Origin of the sequence: Pontibacter qinzhouensis, from assembly GCF_008017455.1 — a bacterium.
Taxonomy (GTDB): domain Bacteria; phylum Bacteroidota; class Bacteroidia; order Cytophagales; family Hymenobacteraceae; genus Pontibacter; species Pontibacter qinzhouensis.
Map to the genome: position 1 here is coordinate 1 of NZ_VRTY01000139.1, position 12,568 is coordinate 12,568.

Annotated in this window: 12 protein-coding genes and 1 pseudogene; 9 read left to right on the forward strand and 4 right to left on the reverse strand. The window is 49.3% G+C overall.

Annotated features, from left to right (window positions below; all coding sequences use genetic code 11):
• Positions 1-88: 88 nt before the first annotated feature.
• Entirely contained in the window at positions 89-598 is a 510-nt protein-coding gene (locus tag FVR03_RS22255; RefSeq protein ID WP_147923987.1) for a phosphoribosyltransferase family protein, read from the reverse strand.
• Between the two features lie 186 nt (positions 599-784).
• On the opposite strand from FVR03_RS22255, the gene FVR03_RS22260 reads away from it, so the two are divergent.
• From FVR03_RS22260 to hemC, 4 genes are all read left to right on the forward strand, one after another.
• Positions 785-1,027: a type B 50S ribosomal protein L31 gene (locus tag FVR03_RS22260; protein ID WP_147923988.1), complete on the forward strand. Its 243-nt coding sequence runs from the start codon at positions 785-787 to the stop codon at positions 1,025-1,027.
• Between the two features lie 221 nt (positions 1,028-1,248).
• Positions 1,249-2,442, forward strand: coding sequence for a GlmU family protein (locus tag FVR03_RS22265; RefSeq protein WP_147923989.1), 1,194 nt, complete (start codon positions 1,249-1,251; stop codon positions 2,440-2,442).
• Between the two features lie 179 nt (positions 2,443-2,621).
• Positions 2,622-3,752: a DNA polymerase III subunit gene (locus FVR03_RS22270; protein WP_147923990.1), complete on the forward strand. Its 1,131-nt coding sequence runs from the start codon at positions 2,622-2,624 to the stop codon at positions 3,750-3,752.
• A 5-nt stretch (positions 3,753-3,757) separates the two neighbouring features.
• A complete protein-coding gene (gene hemC, locus FVR03_RS22275; RefSeq protein WP_147923991.1) occupies positions 3,758-4,708 on the forward strand; it encodes a hydroxymethylbilane synthase in 951 nt (316 codons plus the stop codon).
• A gap of 267 nt (positions 4,709-4,975) precedes the next feature.
• Here hemC and FVR03_RS22280 read toward each other — a convergent pair.
• Positions 4,976-5,164 (reverse strand): annotated as a pseudogene (locus FVR03_RS22280) (IS256 family transposase); the annotation flags it as partial.
• A gap of 178 nt (positions 5,165-5,342) precedes the next feature.
• On the reverse strand, positions 5,343-6,758 hold the full coding sequence (locus tag FVR03_RS22285; RefSeq protein WP_147923993.1) for a PQQ-dependent sugar dehydrogenase: 1,416 nt from the start codon (positions 6,756-6,758) through the stop codon (positions 5,343-5,345).
• Positions 6,759-7,425: 667 nt separating this feature from the next.
• On the opposite strand from FVR03_RS22285, the gene FVR03_RS22290 reads away from it, so the two are divergent.
• From FVR03_RS22290 to FVR03_RS22305, 5 genes are all read left to right on the forward strand, one after another.
• A complete protein-coding gene (locus FVR03_RS22290) occupies positions 7,426-8,019 on the forward strand; it encodes a peptidylprolyl isomerase (RefSeq protein WP_255474362.1) in 594 nt (197 codons plus the stop codon).
• Positions 8,020-8,228: 209 nt separating this feature from the next.
• Complete coding sequence (locus FVR03_RS22295) at positions 8,229-9,134, forward strand: SDR family oxidoreductase (RefSeq protein WP_147923995.1); 906 nt, start codon at positions 8,229-8,231, stop codon at positions 9,132-9,134.
• Between the two features lie 145 nt (positions 9,135-9,279).
• Positions 9,280-10,932 (forward strand): sodium-dependent transporter, encoded by a 1,653-nt coding sequence (locus FVR03_RS22300; protein WP_147923996.1) that lies wholly within the window; start codon positions 9,280-9,282, stop codon positions 10,930-10,932.
• A gap of 5 nt (positions 10,933-10,937) precedes the next feature.
• A complete protein-coding gene (locus FVR03_RS24615; RefSeq protein ID WP_187270267.1) occupies positions 10,938-11,105 on the forward strand; it encodes a hypothetical protein in 168 nt (55 codons plus the stop codon).
• Between the two features lie 9 nt (positions 11,106-11,114).
• Positions 11,115-12,068 (forward strand): ComEA family DNA-binding protein, encoded by a 954-nt coding sequence (locus FVR03_RS22305; RefSeq protein WP_147923997.1) that lies wholly within the window; start codon positions 11,115-11,117, stop codon positions 12,066-12,068.
• Between the two features lie 182 nt (positions 12,069-12,250).
• Here FVR03_RS22305 and FVR03_RS22310 read toward each other — a convergent pair.
• Positions 12,251-12,568, reverse strand: a 318-nt coding sequence (locus tag FVR03_RS22310; protein ID WP_147923998.1) for an NAD-binding protein, incomplete at its 5' end; no start/stop codon positions are given.

Consider the following 12,568-nt stretch of genomic DNA (forward strand, 5'->3'; position numbering starts at 1 on the left):
GTGATACTGGTGTCCTGTTTCCAGGAGAGATACAATTTCAATTTCCGATAAGTTATGACGCAGTCTATAACCTCTATAACTTTTAACTCTAAATAAGATAAGCTGCTACTTCATCTTCCTGCAGCACCACACTAATGTGGTTGCGGAGCGTGGTGGCCAGCGAGTAGCCGGTGTAGGTGGCGGCCACCGGAAACAAGGTGTGGCTTCGGTTTACGAGGGTGGCAATTTCTATTTTGCGCGGGTTGTACTGCAGAAAAGCAGCCAGGGCATAGGTCAGTATTCTGCCTGTGTTCAGCACATCGTCTACGAGCACAATGGCTTTATCTTTTAGGTCTACGGTTTCTGGCTTTAGCTGCACCGGCGTGTCGGCAGGGGCAGACTTGTCTATAATGGCCCGGATGAGCGTAACAGTTATAGGCGAAATCTTTTGCAGCTCGCGGGTCAGCATTTCGGCCAGTGTATAGCCCGTCTGGTCGATGCCCGCCAGCACGAGTTCCTGCTCTTCAAAGTTCTGCTCGTAAATCTCGTAGGCCATCCGGATGATCTTTTGCTCGATCTGAGATTTGTTCAGTATCTGGTTTTGTTGCGGGTGTGTCATCTGTTCAAGAGCTGTTGGTTAGGTGGCGAAGGCCAGGCCAGCTATGGCAAAATTAAAATAATATTTGCAGCAGGCACATGTTTTAGGTAAACAACAAAATAATTTGGTTAATAAGGTTTTACTTTCATAAATTCTTGTTAATTTTGCAGTCCGATTCAGAATTAAGGTTAATAAACGTTTATAATAATGAGAAAAGGCATTCACCCAGAATACAGAAAGGTGGTTTTCCAGGATACTTCCAGTGATTACAAGTTTATCACTCGTTCTACCATGAATTCAAGCGAAACCATCACCATGGAAGACGGTGTTGAATATCCGGTTATTAAAGTGGAGGTTTCTTCTGCCTCACATCCTTTCTACACTGGTAAAAACATCTTCGTGGACACTGCAGGTCGCGTTGAGAAATTCAACAAGCGTTACAAAAAATAAGCGTACTAAGTTTAGAACGTTTAAAAGAAAAGTCTTTCCGATGCTATCGGGAAGACTTTTTTATTTTCTCCTAACCCTTACTTTATAACGCAAAGCTGAAGACGTTTGCGGCTGCAGAACTACAAAAAGTTGTGCAGCTAACGGTCTGTTAGAAAAAGATTGCCTGTAATTAAGTAGGTCTTCCTGAATTATTTCGGGAAGACTTTTCTATTTTTGTGCTTATGAATGTTGTTCTCTTCGATGAACCAGGCATCAGGCAGTCGCTGTTGCCGCTTACGTTTACCAGGCCTGTAGCCGACATACGCATTGGTATCTTAACTATTGCTGAAAAATGGCGCACCTACCTGGGAGGCAATGTATCTTACCTCACGCAGCCTTACCTCCACGCTAAATTTAAGCGACAAACCGAACCTCGCCAGCTGTTCGTAAACGGAGCCGTATGCCCCGATGTAGAACTGGTGCGCCTAATTAGGCAACTGGACCTGGGAGAGGCACTCACATACAAAGGTACTCTGATAGCCCTGCACACCACAGGCCAGCACGTGCAGCAGGCACAGGACCTGCAGCCATTGGCAAAGTCGGTAAAAGAAGTAGAGAACTGCACCCTGCTACAGGAGGTATGGGATATATTTCTGCAGAACCCCGACCAGATCGAAAAGGATTTTGCGCTCGTGACGGCTGGCCGCAAGAGCCGGGCCGTATACGATGTGCACACGGCCGTGTACTGCGAACGAAATGTGTTTATTGAAGAGGGTGCCAAAATAAGAGCAGCGGTGCTTAACGCCGAAACCGGCCCTATTTATATTGGCAAAAACACGCAGGTGCAGGAGGGAGCGCTTATTGCCGGACCTTTTGCGCTTTGCGAAGGCAGCATAGTAGGCATGGGAGGCAAAATGCGGGGCAAGACCACCGTTGGGCCTTTCTCTAAAGTAGGTGGCGAAGTCAGTAACTCAGTCATATTCGGGCATTCTAACAAAGGGCACGATGGCTACCTGGGTAACTCGGTGCTTGGCGAGTGGTGCAACCTTGGTGCCGACACCAACACCTCGAACCTGAAAAACAATTACGGCGAAGTAAAGCTCTGGAACTACCCCAGTAACAGCTTTAAAGGTACAGGGCAGCAATTCTGTGGCCTTATTATGGGCGACCACTCCAAAAGCAGCATCAATACCATGTTTAACACGGGTACAGTGGTAGGTGTGAGTGCCAATGTGTACGGACCGGGTTTTCCGCCTAACTTTGTACCGTCTTTCTCATGGGGTGGCGCAGCCGGCCTCACTACCTACAGGCTAGACAAAGCTTTAGAAGTAGCAGAAAGAGTAGTAGCACGTCGTAACCTGGACCTCGACGCAACAGAGCGCGCTATTTTAGAAGCAGTGTTTGAACAGACAAAACAGTACCGGCAAGACCTTTAACCCTTGGATAGAAAAGCTCAAAAAACCTTCGGAAGGCTGTTTTCATTAGAATAATTTATTTGTTAAATGGCTGCACTATTAAATGGTAGTTTAGCTTATAGAGAATCCAGTAGCTTCTATCCACCAACCATTTAACAATCAACAATCTATCATCTAAAATCTAGTATCTAGCATCTAATATGCAGTTTTCACAGATCATAGGGCAGGACGAAACGAAGCAGATGCTGCTGAACTCAGTGCAGCAGAACCATGTGGCGCATGCGCAGCTGTTTCTGGGGCAGGAGGGAGGCGCCAACCTGGCGCTGGCGCTGGCCTATGCCACCTACATTAACTGTGAGAGCAAACAGCCCAACGATTCATGTGGAACATGCAACAGCTGCGTGAAGATGAACAAGCTGGTGCACCCCGACTTTAACTTCGTGATGCCCGTAACCAGCACCAAATCGGTAACGAAGGATGTGCTGAGCCAGAAATTCCTGACGGAGTGGCGGCAGTTTGTGCTCGCTAACCCGTACCAGGGCCTGAACGAGTGGATGCAGTTTATTGGTGCCGAGAACAAACAGGGCCTTATTTCGAAAGAAGAAAGCCGGCAACTGGTAAAGCTGGTGTCGCTAAAGGCCTTTGAGGGCGATTATAAGATTGTGCTGATCTGGCTGCCGGAACTGATGCACACTACCGCCGCCAATGCCCTGCTGAAGCTGCTGGAGGAGCCGCCCGTAAAAACGCTCTTCCTGCTGGTGTCGCAGTCCTCTGAGAAATTGCTGGCCACCATTACCTCGCGCACCCAGATTGTGCAGGTGCGCACCTATTCAGAAGAAGATGTGGTGGCCTACCTGCAGCAGACCCACCATACCGAGCCTACCACTGCTTACCAGATTGCACAGTTGGCAGAAGGCAGTCTGAATGCAGCCACCAAACTAACCAGCGAAATCAGCAGCGACTATTTCGTGTTTTTCCAGGACTGGATGCGCTCCTGCTATGGCTACAAATTTGGCGAGATAGTAGAAAAGACAAGCGAGGATTTTCAGAAGCTGGGCCGCGAAAACCAGAAAAACTTTCTGCTCTATGCCCTGAACCTGTTCCGGAAGGTCATGTTGTACGGCATCGATACGTCGCTGGTAGCCTTTATGCCACCTGCGGAGCAGGCCTTTATCGAAAATTTCTCGAAGCTGATAACAACACGTAATGCCGAACTGCTCTCTACAGAGCTGAACGAGGCGCATTACCATATCGAGCGAAACGCAAACCCTAAAATGGTATTCGTAGACAGCTCCATACAAATTGCAGGCTTCCTGCGAAACCAAAATTAACATACATGCAAACGAACCCGATTCCTACAACCATCCGCATCGGCACCAGGGGCAGCAAATTAGCCCTATGGCAAGCCAACGCCACCGCCGATAAGCTGACTGCCGCAGGTTTTGCCGCTGAACTGGTCATCATCAGCACCAAAGGCGACCAGGTGCTCGATAAATCGTTAGACAAAATAGGTTCTAAAGGTGTGTTTACCGAAGAGCTGGAAGTTGGCCTGCGCGATGGCTCCATCGATATTGCTGTGCATAGCGCCAAAGACGTGCAGTCTTCTATTCCGGACGACCTGGAACTACTGGCCTTTATGGAGCGCGAGCAGGTTAACGATGTGCTGCTGTCGTTCGACCCGGAGTTTAAACTTACGCCTGAGAGCAAGGTGGTTATTGGTACTTCCTCTACCCGCCGCAAGGCCCTGCTCAAGAAGTACTACCCACAGGTTAGCACCGCCGAATCGCGGGGCAACCTGCAAACGCGCCTGCAGAAGCTGGAGAACAAGCAGTTCGATGTGCTGCTGCTAGCCTATGCCGGTGTTTTCCGAATGGGCTACGACAACCTGATTGTGCACACCTTCCCCGAAACCCAGTTTGTGCCGGCTGCCGGACAAGGAAGCGTAGCCATAGAATGCGCCAGAAGTTTAGACCCAGAGGTAAAGCAGCAGCTAAAAGCCGCCCTCGACCACGCCGACACACATGTGTGCCTACTGGCAGAACGCGCTTTTCTGCGGACCATGGAAGGCGGCTGCAGCATCCCGTCGTTTGCACTGGCTACCCTCACAGCCGAAGGCCTGCAGATAGAAGGTGGCCTGGTGAGCCTAGACGGGCAAACCCTGCTACAGGAAACCATGACAGCCACTCCAGCGCAAGCCGAGGAACTAGGCATCAGGTTGGCTACTTCCATTCTGGCGCAAGGCGGCAAAGAGATACTGGAAAGCATTAAAGCCCAGCGCGAGGAGTAGCGGCTGTTGGCAGTAACTTAATTGGAAAGCGGTGCAGTTTTGCATCGCTTTTTTTGTAGCAGTAAAGCAGCAGCTTGGGAGGTATTTATTAAAACAATCCATTGAATAACGTTTGAGCCGGGTGTGCAGGAGGAATGTGTTTTGAGGCTTGTAGTGTTAAATATGATTGTTGTTGCTATTTCGTTTATCTGGCTATATTGGAGTGATAGACAGAATAGTTGGGAGTGTAATCTAAACTGTGTCATTTCCTTATTTCAGTTTACTGGCCCTTCTGCTGTTCTGGCGTTCCTCCTCATCCAGGTGCAGATCCATCTCCGCGTCCAAAGCGGCTTCTAAAAAGTGTTTCAGCAGGGGGCCAGGCGCGCCGTCTTTGCCAAAGGTGGGTTTGCCGCTCCGGAACTCTTCCAGGAACTGGCGCTTGATCTTTTCCAGATCCAGTTGGTTTTTCTCTTCCATGTTAACTGTGTTAAAAGTAGTACTCTTAATCCTTTGACACAGTTTTGCTTTACAGCATCGCTGCAGATGCGCCACAAAAAGTAACCGCCACCAAACTACAAGCCATATGCGGCTGTAATTTGGTGGCGGTCAGGCTATAGTTCTAATTTTTAATTTTTAATTAGAAAAGCAGCCACTGCTACCGAATCACCACTTTATGCTTTGTCAGTTTCTTTTCAGATTCTACCTGCAACACATACACGCCTGCTGCCAGGCCCGATACATTTAACTGCACCTGCTCCGATGCCAGATCGGTATGTTGCTGCACTTTCTGCCCCAGAGCGTTAAATAAAATAAGTTGTGCGCCTTTTAGAACAGTTCCTGGCTTAAAATCGATGGTGACAAAACCGGTGGCAGGATTCGGGTATAAGGTAAACTGCTGTTCCTGTGCCAGCGGCAGGCTGGTGGTTTGGTCGGTTAGCCTGGCAATGCGCGTGTTGGTGCCATACAAGATTACCAACAGTTCACCGCTGCGGCTCTCCGCAAAACCCGACACTGAGGCAGGTGCCGTTAACAACAGCTCATTAGTGCCGGCAGTACCGTCTTCGTTCAACGTTAAAGCCCAGATGCGGTTTGTAACGTAGTCGCCGTACACATATTTCCCGGCCAGGCTCTGCGATGCCTCACCTCGGTACACAAAACCACCGGTTATAGATCGGCCTACACTGTTATCGCTTTCATACTCAAAAATGGGAGCGGTAAGACCTTCCATAGAACACTCGGCAGTGGCGGGGTAGCACAAGGTGCCCTCCATCCGGTTCCAGCCGTAGTTGCCGCCATTGGTAATCAGGTTAATTTCCTCACGCTCACTCTGGCCTACATCTGCGGCATACAAAAAACCGGTCTCGCGGTCGAAACTGAATTTCCAGGGGTTGCGGAGGCCATAGGCAAAAATCTCCTGCCTGTAGCCCTCGGTGTTACCAGCAAACGGGTTGTCTTCCGGAATGCCGTAAGGCACCTCGCCGGTGTTGGTATCTACATCCAGGCGCAGGATCTTGCCGAGCAGGTTTGTTCTGTTTTGCGCATTGTTCTGCGGGTCTCCGGCACCGCCACCATCACCAGAAGAAATATAAAGGTAGCCATCAGGACCAAAAGCAATTTTACCGCCATTGTGGTTGTTAAAAGGCTGCTCTATGGTGAGCAAAATCACTTCGGAGGTCGGGTCAGCTACCATAGCATCGGTGCTGCTCCTGGAGAACCTCGAGATGCGCGTTACCAGGTCGCCGGTGGTGTAATTCACATAAAAAAATCCGTTGTCGGGGTACTCCGGATGGAAGGCCAGGCCCAGCAAACCACGCTCGCCGCCAGAAGTTACACGCTGCGTTATGTCCAGAAAAACAGTAGAGGCTGTAGCCTGTGCCGCGTCTTCGGGGAAGGTATAAATGATACCAGCCTGCGTAACCGCGTAAAGCTGTTCGCCCTCGGGGTGGTCGGGCACCAGCTCCACCAGGTTTGTGAAAGTTAAGGCAGGATACACATTATCCTGCAGTTGGTACTGCGCACTGGCACCTAACGAGAGCAACAGCAGCAGGCACAAAGTAAAAGTTGTTTTCATAGCTGAGAACAGAATTAAAGTGTGAAAGAGAATGATAAAAAAGCTATACGAGGGAAATGGTATAACAGCTTGATTATGAATAAATGATAATGAAAAGGTAGTGCCTGCCCTTGAGTATTATCTTGGTAAAATACCTTCTGAAGGGCAAAATCATTAGAATAATTTGGTTGTTGATGGTTAAATTTTTTAGTCGCTAAATGGTAGAAATGGAGAGTGAAGAATTGAATAATTGAAGAATGATAGCATCCTGCTATTATGAAAATGTAAGAGTTGGGGCCATCTATAAAGGTTCAGGTAAAAAATACCATACAGCAACCCTTGACCTTAGAACCAAGAATTTTCTTTGGAAGGCCCTTTTCATTAGAATAATTTGGTTGCTGATTGTTAAATGGTTAACTGGCTGATTTAAATACGAGCGGGAAAAATGCTTTGCAGCGTGCGCAGCTCCTGCAAGCGTTTTGTGGGCGATGCAGAAGAAGGGCAAAGCCGCAGCTTGAGAAAAAATCTTGTGTCTTACGTCCTGTGTCTTGAATCTCAAAAACAGCCTCTCTTGCGGCTAAAATTTGGATTAGAGCAAAAAAAGGTAAAACTTAAAGTTTCTTTTACCATTGTTGAAAGCAGTATGTCTCAAAGCAGAAGATTAAAACAACTCCTACTTATCTTTTTTATGTTGGTAACCGGGCCGGCTTCCGTTATGGCCCAGAAAAACCTGAAAGGCAAAGACCAGCTCATAACCATTACCACACCACAAGGCACCCTGAAACTGGTGCTCTTCGACGACACCCCGCAGCACAAAGCTAATTTCCTGAAACTGGCCAGAGAAGGCTTTTACAACGGCACTACCTTCCACCGGATTGTGCAAGGCTTTATGATCCAGGGCGGAGATCCGAACTCCAAAACCGGCGACCGCAATAACATCGGCACCGGCAACCCAGGCTATACCATTCCTGCCGAAATTCTCCCGAAATACAAGCATGTGCGCGGTGCAGTGGCAGCGGCCCGCATGGGCGACCACATGAACCCCAAAAAAGAATCGAGTGGCTCGCAATTTTATATTGTGGAAAACCACAGGGGCACCCCTATGCTCGACGAGGCCTACACCGTTTTCGGGCAGGTAGTAGATGGGCTCGATGTAATAGATAAAATAGCTTCCCAACCCAAAGGAGCCCGCGACAGGCCCATCTCCGACATTACCATGGAAGTGAAGGTAGAGGAGATGAAGAAGAAAAAGATCGCGAAAAAATATAAGTACACGTATTAGGCTGCGCCAAATTAAAAATTAGAGATGGCAGACATTGTAGGAGCAGCAGCTGGTGTAGAAGGCTTCGTAAAATCTTTTGATTAGAACAACTTCTGAATCGCGGATTAAATGGATGACACTGATTTCAAAGATTAGAGAAGCACAAAGAAAATCCTGCTTAACTATTTAGCAATTAAACCATTAACTTATTAACCCCTTTAAGAATCAAAATGAAAAAGATACTGATTACAGGCTCTAACGGGCTTCTGGGCCAGAAACTGGCAGAGTTACTGCTAAGCCGCCCCGATGTGGAACTATTGGCGACCAGCCGTGGCGAAAATAAGCTGGCTACCCTCTTTCCTGCGCTGCCTTTTGCCTCTATGGATGTAAGCGTGCAGGAGCAGGTAGAGCAGGTGGTGAGCGAGTTCCGGCCTACTCACATTATCCACACGGCCGCCATGACCAACGTAGACCAGTGCGAAACAGACCGCGATGGTGCTCTACAACTTAACTACCACGCGGTGCAGTACCTGGTAGCGGCCTGCGAGAAATACAACGTGCACCTGATTCACCTCTCCACCGACTTTATTTTTGATGGCGAAAACGGCCCTTACGATGAAGAAGCAGAAGCCAACCCGATCTCGTTCTACGGCGAAACCAAGCGCCTGGCCGAAGAGGCTGTAAAGCAGGCCACCTGTAAATGGGCTATTTTGCGTACCGTGCTGGTGTATGGCGTGGTGCACGACTACGGCCGCACCAACATTGTGCTCTGGGTACGCGATAGCCTGCGAGCCGGTAAACACATAAAAGTAGTAAACGACCAGTTCCGCACACCCACACTGGCAGAAGACCTGGCCATGGGCTCCTGGCTCGCGGCTCAGCACGATGCAGAAGGCATTTACAACATTTCAGGAAAAGAACTGCTCACCCCTTACGACATGGCCCTGCAGGTAGCCGATTATTTTGACCTGGATAAAAGCCTGATCGAAAAAGCCGATGCCACTACGTTCTCGCAAACAGCCAAACGCCCGCCTCGCACCGGCTTCGATATAACCAAAGCCGAAAGAGAATTAGGCTACAAGCCGCATACTTTTGCAGAAGGCATCCGGATAGTGGCCGAACAAGCAGAGGTATAATCTCTTTTTTGATGTTTTTAGAAGATACACCCTTAATTTTAGGGGGTAAGCTTGTCGAAGCTGTAAAACATTGCTTAAATTGGACTCCTCAGAAAACTTGAACTACATAAAACGCAACTAATCTAAACAAACATCTACCCTTAATATGAGTGCAAACAAAGAGTCGTGGGGATCACGTATGGGTCTCATCTTAGCCATGGCCGGCAACGCGGTGGGCCTCGGTAACTTTCTTCGGTTTCCGGTGCAGGCGGTGCAAAACGGAGGAGGTGCCTTTATAATTCCCTACCTGGTTTGTTTCCTGGTTATGGGCATTCCACTGCTCTGGATTGAGTGGTCTATGGGCCGCTTCGGAGGTAAGTCCGGGCACCACTCCACGCCATTTATTGTGGATACGATGGGCAAAAGCCGACTCTGGAAATACATTGGCGTTTTTGGTATCTGGACCAACATTGCGGTGGCCTCCTACTATTGCTACCTCGAGTCCTGGACAATGTCCTACGTTTTTCACTCTGTTATTGGTACTTTCAGCGGCCTGGACCAGGAGGGAGTTTCAAACTTTTTTAATGAATACGTATCGCTTGGCATTTCTACCCTAGGTATACCCTACGAGCCTATTTTCTTTTTTGTGCTTTGCCTTTTGCTTAACACCTGGATTTTGTCGCAGGGGCTGGCATCTGGTGTGGAGCGTGTGGCTAAAATTGGTATGCCGCTGCTTATTTTGTTTGGCGCTTTTCTAGCTTACAAAGGTTTTACGATTACAGCAGGAGAGAACGGAGCCATCAACGACAGTTCGGTCGGCCTTAACTTCCTTTGGACACCAAACTTCGATCAGCTCTGGTCGCCTTCAGTGTGGCTGGCCGCGGCAGGACAGATATTCTTTACCTTGTCTGTAGGCATGGGTACGGTGCAGTGCTATGCCTCTTACGTTCGCTCCAAAGATGATATTGCCCTTAATGCCATGTCGGCAGGCTGGATGAATGAGTTTGTAGAGGTGGTGCTGGGTGGTGCCATTCTCATTCCGATCTCTATCGGGTACCTGGGCATAGACCGTGTAACGGAGCTTGTGCAGCATGGTGGCTTAGGTCTTGCATTCCGTACAATGCCTTACCTGTTCTACCAGTGGGGCGATGTGCTGGGTGCTGTGGCTGGGGTCATGTGGTTTGGCTTGCTGTTCTTTGCCGGTATTACCTCTTCACTGGCCATGGGCACACCCTGGATCGGTTTCCTGCAAGACGAATTTAACTGGAAACGTAAGCCGGCGGCCTGGTCGTTTGGTATTTTTGTGCTGGTGCTGGGTATGCCAACCGTACTTTTCTTTGAGTATGGTGTGTTCGACGAGTACGATTATTGGGCCGGAACGGTCTCGCTGGTGGTTTTTGCGTTGTTTGAGTCTATCCTGTTTGCATGGATCTTCGGGATGAACAAAGGGTGGCGGGAGATCATTTCGGGCTCCGACATAAAAGTGCCCGGCATCTATAGATTCATCATTAAGTTTGTAACGCCTTTATTGCTGCTATGGGTGTTCCTGGGCTCCTTGTTTACGCCAAAAGGTGGCGACTGGGCGGCAGCCTTCAGTGGAAGTTGGGAGCTGGACGACAGTTCTATCATAAAGAAAATAATGAACAGCGGGTTGAAGGAGCAGTTAGCCGCAGCCACCGACGCGGCTCAGATAGAACACCTCCAGGATACGATGTTCTTTGTAAATGCATCGCGTATCCTGTTGCTGCTTGTCTGGCTTGGCTTGGCTCTGCTGGTGTACATGGCGTATAAAAAAAGAGTTAGAGAAGGACGAATTTAAAAACTATGAATACATCTGCATTAATTGTGATGCTCAGCACCATATTTCTGGTAACAGGCATGACACTGTATTTCTTTGGGAAAGTACTTACTACTCCGCCCAGGCCAGAGCCGGATTCGTACCTCGACAACGACGATGAGCCGGACCGGCAACCCGCTCCTAAAAACCGGTAAGTGCTCTGAATGAAAAAGCTGAGGCACCTTATCCGCCGTCACCTTGGCTTCTCGCAAGCGGAGGTAAACGGATTTCTGTTGCTGATGAGTTTGCTGGTACTATTTATGGTGCTGCCATTTTTATACGATGCCATCATCAGGCCAGCTCCTCTTGCCGCTACCGCTGCCCGCGAACAGCAAGTGCTGGATAGTCTGGTGGCGCAGCTGGAGCTGCGTAGCCAGATAAGAAAGGAGTCGCAGTTTAAGTTGCCGGTAGTGCCGCTACAGCCATTTAACCCGAACAAATTAACCACTGAGCAGTGGCAGGAGCTAGGGCTACCAAAGTTCCTGGCACAGCGCATTCTCAACTATCGCCAAAAAGTCGGTGATTTTACTTATAAAGCCGAAGTAGGGCGAATCTATGGTTTGCCAGATTCTGTTTACCAACAGCTCCGCCCCTACATACAATTACCGGAGGAGCGCCCCAGCCGCTACAACAACCGCAGCCGCGATATAGCTGCTGCACCCGACCGGCCTTCCACAGCACCTCACCGCGACTATCCGAAACGTGAGAAATTCGTGCTGGCTCCTTTTAACATTAATACCGCCGATACAACTCAACTAAAGCAAATCAGGGGTATTGGCAGTAAGCTGTCGGCCCGGATCGTGAAGTACCGCGATGGCCTGGGTGGTTTCCGCGAGATGGAGCAATTACAGGAGGTATTTGGTTTGTCGCCGGAGGTAGTGGATAGCTTGCAGAAGTACAGTTATGTGCAGCAGGGCTACACACCAAAAAAGCTGAACATTAACCTTGCCACAGCCGATGAGCTGAGAGCACACACCTACATTTCGCCTAACGTGGCCCGCGCCCTGGTTGCCTACCGCGAACAGCACGGACCCTACAAACAAATAGATGAAATCCGGAAAATAAAGATCATCAGCCCGGAACTGTACGAGAAGCTGCTGCCCTACCTGAGTTTGTAGCATAAAAACTGTACAGACCTCGCAGCGTGCGTAGCTCCTGCGAGCGTCTTGTTTGCTACAGAGCAGCAGTAGCAGGGTTATTATCTACGGAAGGCCAAACTTATCAAAATAATTAACCTATAGCTGCTGCTATTCCGGAAGAGGCTCGCAGCTCTTAATGACGCTGCGAGGTCTGTGCGGCTTTACTTGTCCTTCAGAAAAACCCGATATACTGCCGATAAATCTTCTTCGCCAAAGCCTGCTTCTTTTGCCTGTGCGTACAGCTCCTTGGTGGTGTGCAGCAAGGGTAGCGCCACGTTCTGCTCGTAGGCCGTAACGCCAGCCAGGTGCAGGTCTTTGTGTGCCCACTCCAGCGGAAATTGTGGTGAGAACTCCCGGTTCAGGAGCTTCTGTTGCTTCAGCTTCAGGAAAGGAGCCGCGGCAGGGCCACCGAGCAGCGTCTGGCATAGCACTTCTTCTGAGATACCGAGCGCAGTGCCAAGTTTAAGGGCTTCGGCAAA

Bases quoted from the DNA above. Each gene is read 5' to 3' on its own strand.
- FVR03_RS22305 (WP_147923997.1), top strand. From the start codon at position 11,115: ATGAAAAAGCTGAGGCACCTTATCCGCCGTCACCTTGGCTTCTCGCAA.
- FVR03_RS22290 (WP_255474362.1), top strand. From the start codon at position 7,426: ATGTTGGTAACCGGGCCGGCTTCCGTTATGGCCCAGAAAAACCTGAAA.
- FVR03_RS22285 (WP_147923993.1), bottom strand. From the start codon at position 6,758: ATGAAAACAACTTTTACTTTGTGCCTGCTGCTGTTGCTCTCGTTAGGT.
- FVR03_RS22295 (WP_147923995.1), top strand. From the start codon at position 8,229: ATGAAAAAGATACTGATTACAGGCTCTAACGGGCTTCTGGGCCAGAAA.
- FVR03_RS22255 (WP_147923987.1), bottom strand. From the start codon at position 598: ATGACACACCCGCAACAAAACCAGATACTGAACAAATCTCAGATCGAG.
- hemC (WP_147923991.1), top strand. From the start codon at position 3,758: ATGCAAACGAACCCGATTCCTACAACCATCCGCATCGGCACCAGGGGC.
- FVR03_RS22260 (WP_147923988.1), top strand. From the start codon at position 785: ATGAGAAAAGGCATTCACCCAGAATACAGAAAGGTGGTTTTCCAGGAT.
- FVR03_RS24615 (WP_187270267.1), top strand. From the start codon at position 10,938: ATGAATACATCTGCATTAATTGTGATGCTCAGCACCATATTTCTGGTA.
- FVR03_RS22270 (WP_147923990.1), top strand. From the start codon at position 2,622: ATGCAGTTTTCACAGATCATAGGGCAGGACGAAACGAAGCAGATGCTG.
- FVR03_RS22300 (WP_147923996.1), top strand. From the start codon at position 9,280: ATGAGTGCAAACAAAGAGTCGTGGGGATCACGTATGGGTCTCATCTTA.
- FVR03_RS22265 (WP_147923989.1), top strand. From the start codon at position 1,249: ATGAATGTTGTTCTCTTCGATGAACCAGGCATCAGGCAGTCGCTGTTG.